A 19,815-nucleotide genomic window follows, 5' to 3' on the forward strand; every position below is an offset into this window, starting at 1 on the left:
TCGAAGGAATAACGTGATAATTCTGGTGCCATACCGGGGACAAGCCGCAGCGGAGCTCCTACGCCAGGGGTGAGGAGCATCGCTCCGAACGGGCTGGCCAAGGATGGCCAGCACCGGACCTGCAAGCGAAGCGGGACGCGAGAGCGCCGCAGGGCGTCGGGAGCTACAAGGACGTATTCATCGCGTCTCCGCGCAGGCTTGTCCCCGGTGTTTGTCATTCGACCGGCCGTGACAACAGCGGCGTGCGTGCCAGCAGATAAACGTCCATGATCCAGCCGTGCCGCTCGCGCAACTCGGCACGCCGCTCGACGATGGCCGGCCCCACCTCGGCCAGCGGGCCCTCGATCAGGCACTGCTTGTCCATGCCCAGATAAGCGCCCCACCAGATATGCAGTCCCTCCGGGGCCAGCGCCTGGAAGGCGCCACCGCTGTCGAGCATGACAGCGACACTGGCAGCATCATCGGGCCAGCCGCGCTCGCGCAGGCGTCGCCCGGTGGTGATCTGCACCGGCTCGGCCAGAACATTGAGGGGAATCCGGTGCTCGGCGGTCAGCACCTGCAGGCTGGTGATACCCGGCACGACGCTCACCGCCGGCGACGCCTCTCCGTCCTGTCCCAAGCCCTTCAGGCGACCGGTGATGCGCAGGCTGCTGTCGTAGAGCGAAGGGTCGCCCCAGATCATCATGGCGACCCGTCCGCCCCGCGGCAGGTGGCGCGTCATCTGCTCACGCCACACCTCGGCAATCGCCGCATGCCAGTCGTCCACTGCGCCCAGGTAATCGTCACGCCTCTCGCGGTGCGGCAGGTCGAACTCCACGACCCGCGATTGCGCGGCCTCGTCGAGCAGGTTGCGGCACAGCAAACGGCGCAGATCGACCAGATCCGACTTGGCTTTCCCCTTGCGCGGCAGCAGGATCAGATCGGCCTCCCGGAGCGCGCGCACGCCGGCCAGGGTCACGTGGTCGGGGTTGCCGGTGCCGACACCGATCAACGCGAGCTGGATCATGCCTCGCCCCGTCCTTCGCTCACCGGATCGTCCGCATCATTCTCGGCGAAGGGCGAATCCGCCGATTGCGGTCGGAAGCGGCGGTCATAGCCGATCGCGTAGAGACAACTGTCGTCGAAGTTCTCGCTTGCCAGCACCGGGCCGACCAGGATCAGCGCGGTGCGGTTCATGGCCGGATCGAGCCGTGAGGTGACGGTCTCCAACTGCCCACGGACCACCTTCTGATCGGGCCAGCTGGCCCGCCAGATGATGGCCACCGGACAGTCCCCGCCGTAGAAAGGCGCCAGCTCCGCCACCACATGCTCGAGGTTATGGATGGACAGATGGATCGCCAGAGTCGCCCCGGTGCGCGCGAAGTTGGCCAGGGTCTCGCCGTCCGGCATGGCGCTGGCCCGACCCGGCGTGCGCGTCAGCACCACGGACTGCGCCACGCCCGGCAGCGTCAGCTCCTGGCCGAGGGTGGCGGCCGCCGCGGCAAAGGCGGGCACTCCGGGCGTGATGGCGTAGGGGATGCCCCGTTCGCGCAGCCGACGCAACTGCTCGCCCATGGCCGACCATACCGAGAGATCCCCGGAGTGCAGCCGAGCCACGTCCTGCCCCGCAGCGTCGGCGCGGGCCATCTCGTCGATGATCTCGTCGAGCGACAATGGGGCGGTGTTGACGACCCGGGCACCTGCTGGGCAATGCGCAAGGATCGCCTCGGGCACCAGCGAGCCGGCGTAGAGACACACCGGGCAGGCCGCGATGAGGTCCCTTCCCCGCAGCGTCAACAGATCCGGCGCGCCGGGGCCGGCACCGATGAAATGAATGGTCATGTCGTATCTCCTGTCGTCGCCTCGCGCACCACCGCCACCGCGGCGGTCGCCCGTCGATCCGTCGAAATCAGTCGAGGGCCGAGCAATCTCGCCCCGGGCCCCGCCGCCAGCAGCGCTACGGCCTCGGCAACGCTGCCCGTACCGCGGGACTGACGGCTGTGTCGGGAATCGGTGAGGGTGGCGACCGAGGTCAAGTCGAGGTCGGCCACGCTCCGCGTCACCAGGCCCCGCGCCTCCCCCAAGGCCTGCACCAGCGGGCGCATGGACGCGGCCACCGCCAGCCGGTCGACCGGGCCATGGCACGTCTCGAGCCGGTCCAGCGCCTCGGCCAGCGAGGCGAGCGTCGCCGAGCGGCGAAAACCGAACCCCGCCACCTTCATCGCACCACCCGCCACTGCACGATGGGATAGGCGGCCTTCCAGCCGCGTCGGGTGCCGAGAGCAGCCGCCGACGACAGCTCCAGCCGCACCAGCTCGCCGCCGACGTGATTTTGCCAGTGGCTCAGCAAGGCTTCCGACTCCAGGGTCACCGCATTGGCCACCAGCCGCGTGCCAGACCGCAAACGCAGCCACAGTGCGGTCAGCAGCGCCTCGGAGAGCCCGCCGCCGATAAAGACCGCATCGGGCAACGGCAAGTCCTCCGGCGTCTTCCCGTTCAGCATTTCCAGGGCATCGCCCTCCACCACCTCGAACCAGTCGACACCGAGTTTCCGGGCGTTGTGGCGCGCCCGAGCCGCCCTTTCCGCATTGCGCTCGAGACCCAGGGCACGGTTGTCCGGATGCGCCAGCAGCCACTCGATGGCGACCGACCCCGAGCCGGTGCCGATGTCCCACAACCGCTCGCCCGGGGTCGGCGCCAGGGCGGCCAGCGTGGCGGCGCGGACCACCTGCCGAGTGATCTGACCGTCGTGCTCGAACCAGTCATCCGAGCGTCCTGGCATCAGCGGCAGTGCCGGTCCATCGCCGTCGACCTCGAGCCCCACCGCCACCGGGTGGGTGATGTCGTCGGGCAACTCGGCATCGGCGCGCACGCTGCGCACGCGCTCCTCGATGCCGCCCAACGCTTCCATCACGTGAAGCCGGCTGGCGCCGAAGCCGACATGCGCAAGCCAGCCGGCGAGCTCATTCACCGCCGCACCGTCGCGCAGCAGCACCAGCAGCCGGCGTCCACGATGCAAATACGGGCGCAGGCGCGTCAGCGGCCGGGCGTGCAGGCCCAGGCAGGTCACGCCCTCCAGCGCCCAGCCGAGCCGGGAGGCCGCCAGGCTGAAGGTCGAGGGCGACGGCAGCGCGCGCCACTCGCCGGGCGCGAGGTGTCGTGCCAGGGTCGCGCCAGCGCCGAACCAGAAGGGATCGCCGGAGGCCAGCATCACCACCCGCCGGCCACGCTCGGCCAGCAGCTCGGGGATGCCGTCGGCAAAGGGCACCGGCCACTCGCGCACCTCGGCGGAAAGCGCCGGCAGCAGGCGCAGATGACGTCGCGCGCCGAACACCACCTCGGCGGTCTCCAGCGCCTCGCGGCTTGCCGGCGTCAGCCCTGCCGTGCCACTCTCGCCCCAGCCCAGCACCGTCAGCCAGGGAGCGTCGTCCGCGTCAGTCATCATCCGAGTCCCGCTAAAAGAGATGAGCTGTTCCGGTGCCAAGCCTCCGCGAGGGCGCTGTAAACCCTTTCCTGGGCGCTACTTTTGCCATCCATGGCAAAAGACCCTCGCTGCGCCTTGTCCCCGGCGCTCATCTTGCCAACTGCTTGAAAGGTAAAAGAGCTCAAGAAGCCTCTATGAAAGTCCTTATCCTGGGTGGTACCACTGAAGCCAGCGCGCTGGCCCGTGCACTCGCCGAGCGCGAGATCCCCGCGCTGTTCAGCTACGCCGGCCGCGTCAGCGCGCCCAAGCCGCAGCCGCTGCCCACCCGCATCGGCGGCTTCGGCGGCGTGGAAGGGCTGGCCGCCTTTCTCGAGGCAGAGCGCATTACCCACCTGGTCGACGCCACCCATCCCTTCGCCGAGCAAATGAGCCGCCACGCCGTGGTGGCAGCCGAACGCAGCGGCGTCGAGCTGCTGGCCCTGACCCGGCCGCCTTGGGTGCCGCAGGCCGGCGATCGCTGGCAGCGGGTCGCCGGCCTCGAGGACGCGGTGGCGGCGCTCACCGGGCCGATGCAACGGGTGCTGCTGGCGATCGGTCGCATGCATCTGGCCGACTTCGCGGCCCAGCCCCAGCATCATTACCTGCTGCGGCTGGTCGACCGGCCCGATAGTCCGCCGCCCCTGCCGTACCACACCGTCACCGTCGACCGCGGTCCCTTCACCCTGGAAGGCGACCTGGCACTGCTGCGCGAGCACGGCATCGAACGCCTGGTGTGCAAGAACGCCGGCGGTACGGGGGCGGCGACCAAGCTCGTCGCCGCCCGGGAGCTGGGCCTGCCGGTGGTGATGATCGACCGCCCGGCGCTGCCGCCGCGCCGCGAGGCACATACCATCCAGGAAACGCTCCACTGGCTGGTTTAAAGGGCATCCACAAATTACGGCGCTCGGCCATGTGGCGTTGAAAGTCATCGAGTCGCCTCTGATGACGGCGCTGATCGCGGCGTATAGACCCACTCGCCCTCGCCTTCCCTTCCGGCGGGAAACCGCCGCGTCAGGCTCGAGCCCACCATCACCAGGGTGCGCATGTCGGCCATCTCTGGCGTCGCCTCGCCCAGGCTGGTGACCCGCACGCTTTCCTGTGGCGTGGAGATGGCACGGGCGAACATGATCGGACGCGCCTCACCGCAGGCCTCGCGTAGCACCGCCAGGGCGCGGGCGAAGCCCTCAGGTCGCGAGCGGGAACGCGGATTGTAGAAGGCCATGGCGAAGTCCGCCTCGGCGGCCAGTCGCAGGCGCTTCTCGATCAAGGCCCAGGGCTTGAGGTTGTCCGAGAGGTTGAGACAGCAGAAGTCATGGCCCAGGGGCGCGCCCAGCCGCGCACTGGCGGCCAGCATGGCGGAGACGCCCGGCAGCACCTGGATATCCAGCGCCCGCCACTCGGGGCGCCCCGCCTCCAGCGCCTCGAACACCGCCGCGCCCATGGCGAACACCCCAGGATCGCCCGAGGAGACGACCACCACCCGGCGGCCCTCGGCGGCCATCATGAGCGCCTGTTCGGCCCGGCGAATTTCCTCGCGGTTGTCCGAGCCGTGGCGGGTCAGGCCCAGCCGCGGCGCCAGGCGCTCGACGTAGGGCACATACCCCACCGCATCGGTGGCCTCGCCCAGTGCACTCGAGGCCTCCGGGGTGATCAACTCCTCGCTGCCGGGCCCTAACCCGATGATTTTCAACCACCCTTCCGCGCTCATGGGCGCCTCCCGTTACCGTGAATCACCAGGATCGAGAAATAGGGCACACGTTCACCGACCTCGGCGAGCGGCACCACCCGCTGCTGCGCCATGGAGGCATATTCGATCATCCAGGCATCCTCCTCGCGCCCGGCGCTCGCCAGTGCGCGGCGCAGCTTGTCGAGGTGGCGGCCGATCTTCATGACCACCAGGGCATCGGTGCGCGCGATGCGCTCGGCCAGCATCGCCTCCGGCTGGGTCGCGGTCAGCACGGTCAGGACATCGTCGCCCCAGGTGATGGGCTGCCCCGTTGCCGTCCAGGCGGCGGACATGCCAGTGATGCCCGGCACCACCTCGACCGGGACGCGGTCCATAAGCCGCGTATACAAATGCATGAAGGAGCCATAGAAGAAAGGGTCGCCCTCGCAGAGCACCACCACGTCGTGACCCGTCCCGGCGATCTCGTCGAGCTGAGCGACCTGGCGCTCATAGAAGGCCGCCAGCCATTCGTTGTAGCGCGGGTCGTCGAAGGGGATCTCGGTGGTGACCGGATATTCCATGGGCAGCTCGACGGCATCGGCGGCCAGCATGCCATCGACGATGCGGCGGGCGTGGCCGGTACGCCCCTTCTTGCGGAAGTAGGCGACGTGAGAGGCACCGCGAATCAGGCGATCCGCGCGCACGCTCATCAGATCCTGGCTGCCGGGACCGAGGCCGACGCCGAAGATGGTGCCGGAGCGGGGGTCGCGCCTCATCATTCGCGGCGATCCGCCATGGCGTTGACGGCGGCCACCGTTACCGCGCTGCCGCCGAGCCGACCCTCGACGATGGCGCAGGGCACCGCGGCACTCTCCCACAACGCCTGCTTGGATTCCGCCGCACCGACGAAGCCCACCGGGCAGCCGATGATGGCGGCCGGCCGCGGACAGTCCGGCGACTCCAGCATGTTCAGCAGGTGAAAGAGCGCCGTCGGTGCATTGCCGATCGCCACCACCGCTCCGTCCAGATAGGGACGCCACAGCTCCAGCGCTGCCGCCGAGCGGGTGTTGGCCATCTCTCGGGCCAGACCGGGCACTCGCTCGTCATGCAGGGTGCAGAGAATGGCGTTGTTCGCCGGCAGGCGCTGTCGCGTGATGCCCTCGGCGACCATGCGTGCGTCGCAGAGGATCGGTGCACCGGCCTCCAGTGCCCGGCGAGTGCGATTCACCACATCGCCACGAAAGTGGACATGTTCAGCCAACGCGACCAGGCCGGCGGCATGGATCATGCGCACGGCCACCGGCTCTTCCTCCGGCGAGAAGCGTGAAAGTGCCGCCTCGCGCCGAATGGTGGCAAAGGATTCCCGGTAGATCGCCGGCCCATCGGTTTCATAGACGTAAGGCATCCCTATTTCTTCTCCTTCTTCAACGCCGCCAGTACCTCGGCTTCGCTCAGGCCAGTCGCGACCGGGGCGTCGTCGGCGCACCCGCCCAGAATCAGATCGAAGCGACCGTCGCGTCCCGTCAGGCAGATATCGGCCGATCGACCGCGGGCGCAGCCCTTGGCACAGCCGGAAACATGCACGCGCTCCGCGTCCCGAGCGCCCCGGCGCTCGGCGATCGCCTGCGCCAACTCTCGGGTCGCCACACTGGCCCGTTCGCAGTGAGGCGCGCCCGGACAGGCATCCATGGCCAGCCGCGGGTCGCGCTCGTCATGAATCAACCCCGGCACCGCCTCGGCGTCGTCCGGGTTTCCGCCCTCGCCTTCTATCAACAGGCGGCGCCAGGGCGTCGCCCGCACCCCCGTGATGTTCTCGGGCGCGAGCGCAGCACGCAGTGTCGAGGCCGACGCCCGGCCGAAGGGCAAGCCGACCACCCGACCTCGGGGATGCTCGCCCAGCGCCAGGCTTGCGGTGGATTCGGAAAGCCCGGCGGGCGCCATCGTGGCCGGTGCCCAGGCAGGCAAGGGCACGGTGAGGCGATGCATGCGCCCGGTGCCACCGTTCTCGACGAACCAGTGCGCCAGACGCCGCAATAGCTCGATGGCCGCCTCGACCGAGTCCACCGGGGTACCCAGGCTTCGGCCATCAGCGCGCACCAGCAGCCTGCCGTCGGCCGCGCGCTCGAGGCGAAGATCCGCGGAGGCCTCCGTCAGCACCGGCGCCGGACCGGCATCGATGGCCAGCCCCCACTTGGCCGGCAGCCTCGGCCATGCGTCACGAGGGACGCCATGACGCCCCTCGAACCATTCCTGCAACCGACGAGCCGCGTCATGGGTGACATCGCCAGGCTGCCAGTCCGGGGTCACCAGCAACGCCGGCTGACGCTCGACCTCGGCGTCCGCCGCGACCAGTTCCCACTCGACGAGACACGCCATCAGTGCGGGCCATTCGGCCTCACTCACGCCACGAAGTTGCAGATTGCCGCGACGCGTGAGTTCGACCAGCCCGCTGCCCCAGGTCTCGGCGGCATCGCACAGTGCCAGCATCTGCGCCCGGGTGAGACGTCCCAGGCGCGGGCGCACGCGCACCAGCAGGCCATCACCGGTGGCCATGGGCCGCCAGGCTCCGGGACACCAGCCCCTGACGCGGGGCACGATTGGCCTACCCGCCATGGGGCACTGCCTCCCGACGCTCGTCGAACTCGAGCAGCAGGTCCCGCAGGGCCTCGCCCCGCTCACCGGCGTCTTGCCACAGGCCGCGCTGGACCGCTTCCACCAGTCGCTCCGTCATTTCTTCCAGCGCCGCGCCATTGTGCTCGCGCAGGAAGCGCTGGTTGGTCTCGTCCAGCACCAGGGCATCGGTCACCTGGGCGTACTGATAGTCAGCCACCAGGTCGGTCGTGGCGTCGTAGGCAACCAGGTAATCCACCGTGGCGGCCATCTCGAAGGCCCCCTTGTAGCCATGCTCGCGCATGGCTTCGAGCCACTTGGGGTTGAGCACCCGGGAACGCATCACGCGCGCCAGTTCCTCCTTCAGGGTGCGGATTCTCGGCCGAGCCGGGTTGGCGTGGTCGCCATGATAGATGGCCGGCGCCTGGCCGCCGAGGGCACGGCTGGCATTGGCCATGCCGCCCTGGAAGGCGTAGTAGCCGTGGGAGTCGAGGATGTCGTGCTCGCGGTTGTCCTGGTTGTGCATCACCGCCTGCAGGCCTTCGAGCTGTCGTTCAAAGGCCTCCCGGGCAACGGTGCCGGATTCCGGGAACTGGCCGTAGGCGTAGGCGCCGGCAGCGAGATAGGCGTCAGCCAGCTCATCGGCATTCTCCCAGGTACGGGCATCGATCCGCCGATCCAGGCCGGTGCCGTACTCGCCGGGCCGACTGCCGAACACGCGATAACCGGCTTCACGCTCGGCGGCCTCGGATGCGATGCCGCGGGCCTCTAGCTCACGACGGCGCGCCTCGACCGCCGCACGGATGGTGTTGGCGTCACCCGGCTCCTCGTAGGCCGCCACGGCGCGCACAGCGGCATCGAACAGGCGGATGACGTGGGGAAAGGCGTCACGGAAGAAGCCGGACACCCGCAGGGTGACATCCACCCGAGGCCGTCCCAGCAGCATGCCGGGGATCACCTCCACGTCGACCACTCGCTGCGAACCCAGCGACCAGATCGGCCGCACCCCCATCAGGGCGAAGGCCTGAGCGATATCGTCGCCGCCGGTACGCATGGTGGCGGTGCCCCAGATGGACAGCCCCAGCCGACGCGGATAATCGCCGTGATCCTGCAAGTAACGCTCGACGAAGGCCTGGGCCGAGGCCTCGCCCAGCGACCAGGCAGCGGGCGATGGCACGGAACGGTTATCGACGCCGAAGAAGTTGCGCCCCGTGGGCAAGACATCGAGCCGGCCTCGGCTGGGGGCACCGCTCGGCCCGGGCGGCACGCAGCGTCCGTCGAGCCCATCGAGCAGCGCACCGATCTCCCGTTCGGCGCCATGGCGCATGGCGGCCCAGAGTCCGTCGCGGGCGTAGCGACACAGCGCCGCCGTCGCCGGATACTCCCTGGCCAGCTCGTCCAGGCGACCCGGCTCGAGCACGTACTCGGCCACCAGCCGCTCGGCGAGCCATTCGAGGCGCTCGCGGGTGTCGGCGGCGCTGCGCCAGGGAGCCTCACTGCCATCGGCCAGCACCCGTGGCTTGGGTCCTTGCCAGGGCTCGGCGCCGGCCGCCAGGGGATCGAAGCGAGTACCGGCCTGATCCGGTTCGCGCAGCCCCAGATCGTCAGCCAAGGCATGCAGCAGTCCTCGCCGCTGAGGTTCCTCGCCCCGCGGCAGCCGCAGAATGGCGACCAGGGTCGCCGCCCGCTTGTCCGCCGGTGGCAAGGTTCCCAGCACGTGCAGGCCGTGGCGGATCTGCGACTCCTTGATATCGCACAGGTAGGTGTCGAGCTCGTTGAGCAGCCGCTCATCGTCACCCTCGCTTCCTTCACCGACGGCGCCTGCCGCCTGGCCCAGTTCCCGGTCGATGCCGGTGCGCCTGAGGTGCTCGAGGATCCGCTCGCGCAACAGCGCCTCGCGTTTCGGGTCCATGCCCAGCGCCTGGTAATACTCGTCGGTCAGCGTCTCCAGCTCGGCCATGTCACCGTAGAGCTCGGCCCGGGCCAGCGGGGGCATCAGGTGGTCGATGATCACTGCCTGGCTGCGGCGCTTGGCCTGAGCCCCCTCGCCGGGATCGTTGACGATGAACGGATAGAAGTGCGGCAGCGCCCCCAGGACAATGTCCGGCCAGCACTCGGCGGACAGCGCGGTGCTCTTGCCAGGCAGCCACTCCAGGTTGCCGTGCTTGCCGACGTGGACCACCGCGTCCACCCGGTAGTGGTCGCGCAGCCACAGATAGAACGCCAGGTAGCTGTGGGGCGGCACCAGCTCGGTGTCGTGGTAGCTCCTGGTCGGATCGGCGTCCGGGCCGTCATCGATATCCCGTGCCGGCTGGATGCCGACGAAGGTCTCGCCGAGACGGATGCCGGCAATCAACAGCCGGCCCTGGCGATACTTCGGATCGTCCTCGGGTGCTCCCCAGCGCTGCCAGACTGCCTCCTGGAGGTGGGTCGGAAGGGTGCGAAACCAGGCCAGGTAGTCGTCGATGCCGAGGCTCTGCCAGCTCCCCCGCCAGGCCAGCGATTGCGGATCATTGGTCACGCTGTCCTGCAGCCGGCGGACCAATGCCCCACCGTCCTCGGGCAGCTCCGCCACCGGGTAGCCTGCGTCCGCCAACGCCCGCAGCAGCTTGACTGTGGAGGCCGGGGTATCCAGGCCGACACCGTTGCCGATGCGGCCGTCGCGGTTGGGATAGTTGGCCAGCACCAGCGCCAGGCGCTTCACGGCATTCGGGGTGGTGCGCAGACGACAGAAACGCCACGCCAGTTCGGCGACGAAGGCCGCGCGCTCGGGTTGCAACCGATGGCGGGTCACCGACAGCTGGCAGCGCTCGTCGTAGTGAGCCTCAGCCTTGAAGCCCACCGTGCGGGTGATGAGACGCCCATCCATCTCCGGCAGTGCGACCTGCATGGCCAGGTCGCGACTGTGCAGGCCGGCGGCCTTGTCGCGCCAGTCTTCCTCGGTACTGCTGGCGAGAATCGCCTGCAGGACCACCGGCCGGCCGACGAACGGCCCCTCGTCGAACTCACCGCCCGAGGCATCCGCGTCATCCGGCTCGCGGTTGACGGAAAATCCGGTGGTGTTGACCACCAGGGCCGCACCGGTCCGCTCGATGAGATGATTGACGAAGGCCACGCAGGCGTCGTCCTTGAGCGAGGCCACCGCTACCGCCAGAGGCTCGAGCCCGCGGCCTCGCAGTATCTCGATCAGGCCATCGATCACCGCGGTATTGGCACCCTGCAGATGGCTGCGATAGAACAGCAGCAGGCACACCGGCCGCCCGGAGTCGCGCCGTGACTGCCACTCGCCGAGCGTCGCATCCTGCCGTCTCGTTGCACGGGGATCGTAGAGCAGCGCCGAGGGAATCGCCCTGGGCTCTCGCCAGGCCAGATCCCGGCCTAGGCACTCGGCAGCGACAAAGCGCAGCAGTTGCTCGGCGTTGTCGGCACCACCTTCGCGGAGATAGCGCCACACCCGATGAGCCGCGGCAACGGGCACGCTGGAGGCGTCCAGCAGGGCCTCATCGGGCTCGTCGCTGCCTGGCACCAGAATCAGTTGCCGATCGGCATCCGCCGCCGCCCAGGCCTGCAGGCGCTCGACGCCATAGCGCCAGTAGGCGCTGCCGCCGAGCAGCGAGACGATCACCAGGCGGGCACGCTCCAGCACGGGGTCCTCGTAGAGATCGAAGGCAGCGGGCTTGACCAGATTCATCCAGTTGGCAAGCCGCACCGATGGCACCGTGTCGCCGCCTGTCGAGACCAGGCGTTCGACCGCCTGGGCCAGGGCCGACAGGCTGCTGTCGGCGGCCGAGAGGATCACGACCTCGGCGGGGCTCTGTTGCAGGTCGACGATCCCCTCGTCGTCGACAAAGCCCCCGGGCTTGGCGGCGAACAGGTGCATCAGGCGGGCGTCGCAGTCTCGGCAGTCGTCAGGGTCGCGTGCAGCGCCTCACGATCCAGCGAGCGGCCGATGATGACCAGTTCGGTATGGCGCGGCTCATCCTGCGCCCAGAGCCGATCATAGTAGCCGTCCAGGCGCTCACCGACGGCCTGGATCACCCGGCGCATGGGCTTGCCGGGAATCGCCGCGAATCCCTTGGCGCGATAGATCTCGTGGGCCTTCAAGAGCTCGGCGAGGCGTGCTTCCAGCGCCTCGGCATCGACCTCGTCCAGGCGGATCACGACACCATCGAAGTGGTCGTGGGCATGGTCATGGTGGGCCCCCTCGGCATGATGGCGGTCGTGATGGTTGTCGATGCGGTCGATGCCCTCTTCGCTGGCCGCGCCGATGCCCATCAGCGCCTCCAGGCGAGCGGGATCGTCGGCCAGGCTCGGATCGATGAAGAGCGTCTTCACGGACGCGGGGACCTTGTCGGCGACCAGTGCCTCGACCCGCTGCCTCTCGTCCGCCGAGAGCAGGTCACTCTTGCTGACCAGCACCAGATCGGCGGCGCTCAACTGGTCGTCGAGCAGCTCGCGCAGGCTGGGGTTGTGATCCAGGCTATCGTCGGCGCGGCGCTGAGCCTCCACCTGGTCGACGTCGCTGGCATAGCGGCCTGCCGCCACGGCAGGGCCGTCGACCACGGTGATGATGGCGTCGACGGTGCAGTGCTGACGCACCTCCGGCCAGTTGAAGGCCTGGACCAGCGGCTTGGGCAGCGCCAGGCCGCTGGTCTCGATCAGGATATGGTCGATATCGTCGCGACGTGCCACCAGCTTCTTCATCACCGGCAGGAATTCCTCCTCCACGGTGCAGCAGATGCAGCCGTTGGCCAGCTCGAAGATCCCGCCGTCCTCGTCGAAGGCGCTCGCGCGCGCTTCCTCACTGCCCTCGTCACACCCCAGGGCACAGCCGCGCAGCAGGCTGGAGTCGATATCCTGCTCGCCGAACTCGTTGACGATGACGGCGATGCGCTTGCCGGTGATCTGGCGCAGGATGCCGGCCAGCAGGGTCGTCTTGCCGCTGCCCAGAAAGCCGGTCACCACTGTGGCGGGAATCTTGTCGAGTTTCATGCTTGGCATTCCTTTATCGAATCGGCCTCGACCGCGTCCGCGCCGAACAGGCGAGCCACGGCGACGGGATTGTCGGGGAAGAACAGGTGCAGATAGGTCGCCGTCAGGCGTCGCGCCCGGTAAATCGCCTCGCCTGACGCAGGATGGCGCTGGCGCCGACCGAAGCCGATGGGCTCGGGCGTGCCACTGGCCTGGGAGCGGTGATGAGCGTGGCCGCGCACCGGGCCTTCGGGCAACTCGGCAGTCTGCATGCCCTGGCAGCCGCGTCGCCCGCGCATCGCACCCGCCCCGGGCAGCAGGCCCAGCATGGCGTGGATCTCGCCCTGCTGATCGGTCAGGGTGTCGAGGGCATAGAGCAGCCCTCCGCATTCGGCCAGGATCGGCAGGTCTGCGGCGAAGGCGCGACGAATGTCGTCATGCAGGTCGGCATTGGCCGCCAACCGCGCGCCATGCAACTCGGGATAGCCCCCCGGCAACCAGAGGGCATCGCAGGCCGGCAGAGCGGGATCCTCAAGCGGCGAGAAGAAGCGCAGGCTCGCGCCCATGCGCTCGAGCAGATCCAGATTGGCCTGGTAGAGAAAGCTGAAGGCCGCATCCCGCGCCACGCCGATGGTGCGACCAGCCAGCCACCGAGGGGGTGCCGCTGCCTCGGCTGGCGCCGCGGTGAAGGTCACCGGCGCCATGCCCAGCAGGGCCTCGGCCAGCCCTTCACCCGCGAGCGCCTCGGCGCCGGCCTCGAAGCGTGCTTCCAGGTCATCGCGGATCTCCTCGGCCTGAACCAGCCCCAGGTGGCGCTCGGGCAGGGCCAGAGAGGCATCGCGGGGCATCGCGGCCAGCAGCGGCACGCTTTCCGGCAACGCCGCCTCGATCAGTTCGCGATGGCGCGCCGAGCCACAGGCGTTGGCGATCAGGCCGGCAATGCGGATATCGTCGCGAAAGCCCACCAGGCCACTCACCAGCGCCGCCGCGGTCTGGGCCATGCCCTTGACGTCCATGACGATGACCATCGGCAGACCGAACAGCGCCGCCAGGTCGGCACTGGAGGGCTCGCCATCGAACAGCCCCATGGCGCCCTCCACCAGGATGAGATCGGCCTCTTGCGCGGCCTCGAACAGGCGCCGGCGGCAATAGGTCTCGCCGGCCATCCACAGGTCGAGCGGGTCGACCGATCGGCCCGAGGCCTGGGACAGCACCCGAGGATCCAGATAATCCGGGCCGGTCTTGAAGACCCTCACCACCTTGTTCCGACGACGCAGCATCCGCGCCAGGGCGGCGGTCACCGTGGTCTTGCCCTGGCCCGAGGCCGGCGCTGCGATGAAGACCGCGGGACAGCTGGCGCTCGTCTCGCGGTGACTTTCTCGACTATCCCGGAAGTCACTCATGGCGCCTCCAGGCCAGTCAGCGGTCGATAGGCCGCACCCAGCTGACGGGCGAGATCGCGGCCTCGACCGCGCTTCACGGCGGCGCTCTCGGTATCCACGACCACACAGTCGCCGAGCGACGGCAGGCCGGCCAGCGGTTGGCGGGTACGGCCGTCAGTGATCAGGTAGGTGCACACCTGCAGCCCAGCATCCTGGCGTCGCCATTGGCGGATCAGCCGTGCCGCCCGCTGCACGGCCTCGCGAAGCGGCGTGCCGCCACCGCCGGGCGTGGCGTCGAGCCGTTCGAGCAGAGTCCGGGGCGCACGTCGTCGTGGCTGGATGGTGGCGACGCCATCATTGCCGAAGCCCAGCACCGCGATCTGCTCGCGGGCGGCATAGGCCTGACGCGACAGGCGGTCGACCAGTCCCTTGGCCTGTCCCAGCAGGCGCCGGCCGAGAGTGGATGCGGACGTATCCAGCAGGATGAGGTGCAGCATCGGCTGCCCGGTACGCGCCCGGCGATAGCGCAGGTGTCGCCAGGGCCATTGCCCGCGGTTCTCGACCAGGGTGGCGAACCAGTCCGGACGCGCCTCATCGCGCACATCGCGACGGTCGTGGCGCGAGCGCCATTGGCCTACCTGGCGGCCGGAACGTCGACTCGACGACGCGAATGCGCGGCAGGCCGCCCCGGCCCTCGGGGACGCAACGGCGCTCTCCAGCAGCGCTGGCTGAGACGCCTCGACGCTCGGCTGCATCACCGGCGGCATGGCGCCCCACTGCCCCTGGGGAGCCGGATCGGACGCCTGATCACGGGATGAGGAACCGGCGCCCGGCGTATTTCCGCCCGAGCCATTGCCGGACGGCGGCGTACCGCCCTGCTCGGGCGGTGTCTCGGGTGCGGTAGTGCGGCGGTGGGCCAGCACCCAGGGTTCGACGGCGTCCAGATCCGCCTGGCGGACCGCCGCCGCGCCGTGCCAGGCGGCATGGGCCCGAGCGGCGCGATGCCAGGTGACATCGGCACGCAGTCCTTCGACGCCAGCGGCCTGGCTACGGGTGGCGATATGCTCGTAGACCCAAGGCTCGGCCACGATCCCGGCCAGCCGCTCGCGAGCCTCGGCCAACCGGCGGGTGAGTGCCTCCTGCGCGTGTCGGTGGGCATCGACGAAGGCCTGCGGATCGTGATCGAAGGCCTCTCGCTGGCGCATGATGGCGACCCGCTCGTCCACGTCGGGTGTGGCCGCCTGCTCGACGCAGAGGCCGAAGCGGTCGAGCAACTGGGGGCGCAGCTCGCCCTCGTCGGGGTTCATGGTGCCGATCAGGCCGAAACGCGCGGGATGGGAATGGCTGATGCCATCGCGCTCGACGACGTTCACGCCACTGGCCGCCACATCGAGCAGCAGATCGACCAACGAGTCAGGCAGCAGGTTGACCTCGTCGACGTACAACAGGCCACCGTGGGCCCGGGCCAGCAGCCCTTCCTGGAAGCTCGCCTCGCGTTCGGCCAGCACCCGCTGCAGGTCCAGGCTTCCGGTCAGGCGCTCCTCGCTGGCCCCCAGTGGCAGGGTGACCAGCGGTGGACGACGACCTTCGGCATCGTCCGGCAGGATCGCCGCCAGCGCCCGGGCCAGGGTCGACTTGGCGCTGCCCTTGGAGCCGCTGATCAGCACGCCGCCGATGCGGGGGTCGACGACGTTGAGCAGCAACGCGGTCTTCAAGGCCCGCTGGCCGACGACAGCAACGAAGGGAAACTCGGGCACGCTGCTCATGACGCCGCCGATCGAGAACGGACGGACGCAAGGTGCACAGCACGGCGGAGTCTCCGCCGGGAGGGGAAATCGAAAATCGCAGGCATGTTGATCCTCTCGGTGCCCACCGCACCGCTACGGGATGACACGACACGACAGGCCGGTCTCCGGGCTCGAAGGGACATGCGCCAGGGCGCCATGTCATGACCTGCACCTTCCCGGCGAACGCCAGTGGTCTTCGCAGATCGCGCTTCATTACCGTTGCGGGGGCAGCGATGGAATCGGCTCAGGCCTCACCATACTTCCCGATTATCCCCTGACCATCAGGGGCACCTGTCATCGAACGGGTATCCTAAAGGACCGGCAGCACACCGCGCAATCGGCGTGACATGCCGTGGCTCTCGCTTGCCAGCCGAAATAGTTATGTTATAACATAACCAAACAATACTACTCCGACACTGCCATGTCCGCGCGGAGGAAATCGAGAATCGGGAGTGGAAAACGCCTCGAAACTCATGGCAACCTCCAGGCGTCGTTTGGCCCTATCACCTATCCTACCTGGACACCACCGCATGGATATCGCTCGCACGGCTCTGGCAATACTCTCGTTGATTCCGGCCACATCGGCCCTGGCCAACGCTACCGAATATCCGCTGTCGATGATGAATTGCGGTCGGGAAATCCATGTTTCTTCGGCACCGGAACGCACGGTGACCATCGGTCAATCAGCTACCGAAATCCTCTACGCTCTCGGAGTGGAAGACCGGGTCGTCGGTACCTCAGTGTGGTTCAACCCTGTATTGCCGAAATTCCGCGATATCAACGCGAATATCGAGCGAATCGCCGACAATGATCCGAGCTTCGAGGCCGTGGTGAACAAGAAGCCAGAACTCGTCGCCGCCCAGTACGAATGGCACGTCGGTCCCACCGGTAGCGTGGCGACTCGCGACCAGTTTCATGACCTGGGTATCGCCACCTACATCATGCCGGCCGACTGCGATACCAAGAACAATGCCACCGGTAGCGATGGCACACGCACTGCGGCCTTTTCCACCGATTCGATCTACAAGGGCATCCATGAGCTGGCCACAATTTTCGATGTACAACAGGCCGGAAAGGCTCTGGTGGATGACCTGGAATCTCGCGAAAAGAAAGCCATTTCCACGGCCAGAAGCCTGAATCTTCCGGACGATGTTTCAGCAGTCTTCTGGTTTTCTTCCCCCGATGGATCCTCGGATCCCTATGTTGCCGGACGTCTTGGGGCACCAGGCTACATGATGGACAAGCTCGGCATTCGCAACGTGATTCAGTCCGATGAGGAATGGCCAACCGTCGGCTGGGAATCGATCGCCCAGGCCGATCCCGACATCATCGTGGTGGCGCGCATGGATCGTCGTCGCTACGCAGCGGACAGCCTCGAGGCCAAGCTCGACTTCCTGCACAACGACCCTGTGGCCAGTCAGATGTCGGCCGTGCAACACGACCGCATCATCGAGATGGATGCCCATGCAATGAGTGCCACGATGCGCACTATCTTCGGCCTCGAGACGCTGGCCGATGCCCTGTCGTCCCTGTCCTTCGCGCAATGACGAGAGCACTTCTCGCCATGACGCTGGCCGTGGCTGCTCCGACTCGCTCGGCGTGGCACTGGACCTGGCTGACGCCGATCATGCTGCTTCTCGCCGTGATGGCAGGGACCATGATCGGTGAGACACCGATACCGGCCGATACCATTCTCAAGGTACTGGCCAATCGACTGTGGGGAACGGAATTTCCAGTGGACCGGATCGATGCCGGCATCATCTGGAGCTACCGGCTCAGCCGGGCCATCCTGGCGGCCTGCTGCGGCGCCGGGCTGGCCCTGGCCGGGGTCGTGCTCCAGGCTTTGCTGCGCAACCCGCTGGCCGACCCCTTTCTGATGGGGATCTCCGCTGGCGCCTCGACGGGGGCCGTGACGGTCGCCATCATCGGCCTCGGCGCCGGCACCCTGAGCCTCTCGCTCGGTGCCTTCGCCGGGGCAGGCCTGGCCTTCACCCTGGTCGTGGCACTCGCCCATGCCGCCGGCAGCGGCACCGGAGGCGGCCGCGCGACCCAGGCCGCGGGGGCCATCATCCTTGCCGGTATTGCCGGCTCGCAGCTCTTCAATGCCCTGACCGCGCTCATCATCGCCAAGTCGGCGAGCGCCGAACAGGCGCGCGGCATCATGTTCTGGCTGATGGGCAACCTGTCCGGCGTGCGCTGGGACGACGTCGCCCTGGGGCTGCCTGCCGCCCTGACCGGCCTGGCGATCTGCCTGTGGTACCGGCGCGCCCTGGATGCCTTCACCTTCGGCGCCGACAGCGCCGCCTCCCTGGGCATTCCGGTGCGTCGCGTACGGGGTGCGCTGATCACCGCCATGGCGCTGGTCACCGCCGTCATGGTCTCCATGGTCGGCACCATCGGTTTCGTGGGGCTGGTGATTCCCCACGCCATGCGCTTCATCGTCGGCAGCCGTCACACTCGCCTGGTGCCAGCCTCGGCACTGGCCGGCGCTATCTTTCTGATCGGCGCGGACATCCTGTCACGCACCCTGGTGCCGGGCCAGGTGCTGCCGATCGGGGTGGTCACCGCCTTGATCGGCGCGCCGGCCTTCGCTTTGATCCTGATACGCGGCGCGAGGTCACGATGAGACTGCGTGCCGAACACATCGAATGGCGGGTCCATGGGCACAGGCTACTCGATGACGTCAGCCTCACGGTGGAACCGGGCGAGACCTTCGGCCTGGTCGGCCCCAACGGTTCGGGCAAGACCACCCTGCTGCGCGTCCTGGCCGGACTGCGCCGACCGAAGGTCGGCCGCGTGTTGGCGAACGAACGGCCGATGCGCGCCATGCGGCGCCACGAGGTCGCCCGCACCATCGCCTTCGTCGAACAGCAAGCGGATACCCTCGACCGTCTCGAGGCCCGGCAGGCGGTGGCACTGGGACGCACGCCCTTCCTTTCTCCGCTGCGCCCCTGGTCCGCGCAGGATGATGCCATCGTCGACCGGGCCCTGGCGGACGTCGGCATGCAGTCGATGGCGGATCGCCTCTGGCACACGCTGTCCGGCGGCGAGCGACAGCGCGTACACATTGCCCGGGCCCTGGCCCAGCAACCGAGCGCCCTGCTGCTCGACGAGCCGACCAATCACCTGGACATCCGCCACCAGCTGTCGATCCTGACGCTGGTCAAGCAACTGCCGGTGACGGTGATCATCGCCCTGCACGACCTCGACCAGGCCATGGACTGCGACCGCATCGGCGTGATGGACGGTGGACGCCTGGTCGCGACCGGCCCACCCCGGGACGTGCTGACCCTCGAGCGGCTGCGGCGCACCTTCGGCGTGCACGCCACCCTGCTCGACGACCCCGACGAGGATCGTCCCATCCTGCGCTTTCGCCATGCGCTGTAGCGCTCAGCCACACGACCGGAGAGGTACGCCATGCTCGACAAGAAAACCCGCGCCCGGATGGAGCGCCGACTGACCCGGGCCCTGACCGAAGCCTGCGAGACGGCCAAGCCGATGCTGCCCGGCTTCTGTTGGCTGACCCATCTGGTGGACTACCGCCACTTCCCCGAGAGCCTGAGGGTGGTCTGGGTATTCGAGACCCAGGACGACCTGGCCCGAGCCCTCAAGGGGGAGGGTCGCCAGCGCATGCGTGAACTCACCGAGGCCGCCTTCTTCGAAGTGGGGCTCGAGGTCGACAGCATCGACGCCCACCTGGACGCCGACAGCGAAGAAGAGTGTCGCCGCGTGCACGGTAGCGACTGGGAACGTCGTCTTTCGCTGCTGGAGCGGCATTGAATGGCCAAGCGTATCGACAGTCCCTGTGTCTCGATCTGCCGGCTGAAGGGTGGACTCTGCGTGGGCTGCGGCCGCACCACCGAGGAGATCACCCGCTGGCCGTCGATGAAACGCCCGGAGCGCATGAAGACTCACCAGCGCGCGGCGCAGCGGCTGAAGAAGCTGAAAAAGGACTGA

18 protein-coding genes and 1 riboswitch are annotated in these 19,815 nt (G+C 68.3%); of the genes, 6 read left to right on the forward strand and 12 right to left on the reverse strand.

What is annotated here, in order from left to right; translation table 11 throughout:
- Positions 1-214: 214 nt before the first annotated feature.
- From cobF to cbiE, 4 genes are read right to left on the reverse strand one after another with little or no spacing between them, the layout of a single operon-like run.
- On the reverse strand, positions 215-1,006 hold the full coding sequence (cobF, locus tag HSDC_RS14735) for a precorrin-6A synthase (deacetylating) (RefSeq protein ID WP_064700705.1): 792 nt from the start codon (positions 1,004-1,006) through the stop codon (positions 215-217).
- Positions 1,003-1,821: a precorrin-4 C(11)-methyltransferase gene (gene cobM / locus HSDC_RS14740; protein WP_064700706.1), complete on the reverse strand. Its 819-nt coding sequence runs from the start codon at positions 1,819-1,821 to the stop codon at positions 1,003-1,005. Before cobM ends, cobF begins: the two co-directional genes overlap by 4 nt.
- Positions 1,818-2,201, reverse strand: coding sequence for a cobalamin biosynthesis protein (locus HSDC_RS14745; protein ID WP_064700707.1), 384 nt, complete (start codon positions 2,199-2,201; stop codon positions 1,818-1,820). Before HSDC_RS14745 ends, cobM begins: the two co-directional genes overlap by 4 nt.
- Positions 2,198-3,424: a precorrin-6y C5,15-methyltransferase (decarboxylating) subunit CbiE gene (cbiE, locus tag HSDC_RS14750; protein ID WP_082920065.1), complete on the reverse strand. Its 1,227-nt coding sequence runs from the start codon at positions 3,422-3,424 to the stop codon at positions 2,198-2,200. Before cbiE ends, HSDC_RS14745 begins: the two co-directional genes overlap by 4 nt.
- A gap of 173 nt (positions 3,425-3,597) precedes the next feature.
- Here cbiE and HSDC_RS14755 point away from each other — a divergent pair, with 173 nt between their 5' ends.
- Positions 3,598-4,323, forward strand: coding sequence for a cobalt-precorrin-6A reductase (locus HSDC_RS14755; RefSeq protein WP_064700709.1), 726 nt, complete (start codon positions 3,598-3,600; stop codon positions 4,321-4,323).
- Positions 4,324-4,367: 44 nt separating this feature from the next.
- Here HSDC_RS14755 and cobJ read toward each other — a convergent pair whose 3' ends face one another.
- The 8 genes from cobJ to HSDC_RS14795 are packed head-to-tail and all read right to left on the reverse strand — an operon-like array spanning position 4,368 to position 15,837.
- The gene (cobJ, locus tag HSDC_RS14760) at positions 4,368-5,150 is read right to left on the reverse strand and encodes a precorrin-3B C(17)-methyltransferase (protein WP_064700710.1); all 783 of its coding nucleotides are present in this window, start codon (positions 5,148-5,150) and stop codon (positions 4,368-4,370) included.
- A complete protein-coding gene (cobI, locus tag HSDC_RS14765; protein WP_244534491.1) occupies positions 5,147-5,887 on the reverse strand; it encodes a precorrin-2 C(20)-methyltransferase in 741 nt (246 codons plus the stop codon). Before cobI ends, cobJ begins: the two co-directional genes overlap by 4 nt.
- Entirely contained in the window at positions 5,884-6,513 is a 630-nt protein-coding gene (locus tag HSDC_RS14770; protein WP_064700711.1) for a precorrin-8X methylmutase, read from the reverse strand. The genes cobI and HSDC_RS14770 overlap by 4 nt, the downstream gene beginning before the upstream one ends.
- Before the next feature lie 2 nt (positions 6,514-6,515).
- Positions 6,516-7,661 carry a ferredoxin-like domain-containing protein gene (locus HSDC_RS14775; RefSeq protein WP_244534492.1) on the reverse strand — a complete coding sequence of 382 codons (1,146 nt, stop codon included), beginning with the start codon at positions 7,659-7,661 and terminating at the stop codon, positions 6,516-6,518.
- A gap of 49 nt (positions 7,662-7,710) precedes the next feature.
- Complete coding sequence (gene cobN, locus HSDC_RS14780; RefSeq protein WP_064700713.1) at positions 7,711-11,598, reverse strand: cobaltochelatase subunit CobN; 3,888 nt, start codon at positions 11,596-11,598, stop codon at positions 7,711-7,713.
- Positions 11,598-12,710, reverse strand: coding sequence for a cobalamin biosynthesis protein CobW (gene cobW, locus HSDC_RS14785; RefSeq protein WP_064700714.1), 1,113 nt, complete (start codon positions 12,708-12,710; stop codon positions 11,598-11,600). The genes cobN and cobW overlap by 1 nt, the downstream gene beginning before the upstream one ends.
- Positions 12,707-14,092: a cobyrinic acid a,c-diamide synthase CobB gene (locus HSDC_RS14790; RefSeq protein WP_064700715.1), complete on the reverse strand. Its 1,386-nt coding sequence runs from the start codon at positions 14,090-14,092 to the stop codon at positions 12,707-12,709. Before HSDC_RS14790 ends, cobW begins: the two co-directional genes overlap by 4 nt.
- Complete coding sequence (locus tag HSDC_RS14795; protein ID WP_064700716.1) at positions 14,089-15,837, reverse strand: AAA family ATPase; 1,749 nt, start codon at positions 15,835-15,837, stop codon at positions 14,089-14,091. Before HSDC_RS14795 ends, HSDC_RS14790 begins: the two co-directional genes overlap by 4 nt.
- A gap of 120 nt (positions 15,838-15,957) precedes the next feature.
- Positions 15,958-16,168: riboswitch (cobalamin riboswitch) on the reverse strand.
- Positions 16,169-16,388: 220 nt separating this feature from the next.
- Between HSDC_RS14795 and HSDC_RS14800 the strand changes: the two genes are divergently transcribed.
- From HSDC_RS14800 to HSDC_RS14820, 5 genes are read left to right on the forward strand one after another with little or no spacing between them, the layout of a single operon-like run.
- Positions 16,389-17,405, forward strand: coding sequence for an ABC transporter substrate-binding protein (locus HSDC_RS14800; protein WP_064700717.1), 1,017 nt, complete (start codon positions 16,389-16,391; stop codon positions 17,403-17,405).
- Between the two features lie 17 nt (positions 17,406-17,422).
- Positions 17,423-18,484 carry a FecCD family ABC transporter permease gene (locus HSDC_RS14805; protein WP_064700718.1) on the forward strand — a complete coding sequence of 354 codons (1,062 nt, stop codon included), beginning with the start codon at positions 17,423-17,425 and terminating at the stop codon, positions 18,482-18,484.
- Positions 18,481-19,245, forward strand: coding sequence for an ABC transporter ATP-binding protein (locus tag HSDC_RS14810; protein ID WP_064700719.1), 765 nt, complete (start codon positions 18,481-18,483; stop codon positions 19,243-19,245). Before HSDC_RS14805 ends, HSDC_RS14810 begins: the two co-directional genes overlap by 4 nt.
- Before the next feature lie 30 nt (positions 19,246-19,275).
- Positions 19,276-19,638 carry a hypothetical protein gene (locus HSDC_RS14815; RefSeq protein ID WP_064700720.1) on the forward strand — a complete coding sequence of 121 codons (363 nt, stop codon included), beginning with the start codon at positions 19,276-19,278 and terminating at the stop codon, positions 19,636-19,638.
- Positions 19,639-19,815 carry a DUF1289 domain-containing protein gene (locus HSDC_RS14820; protein WP_064700721.1) on the forward strand — a complete coding sequence of 59 codons (177 nt, stop codon included), beginning with the start codon at positions 19,639-19,641 and terminating at the stop codon, positions 19,813-19,815.

Source organism: Halomonas caseinilytica (assembly GCF_001662285.1).
In the GTDB taxonomy this organism is placed as follows: domain Bacteria; phylum Pseudomonadota; class Gammaproteobacteria; order Pseudomonadales; family Halomonadaceae; genus Halomonas; species Halomonas caseinilytica.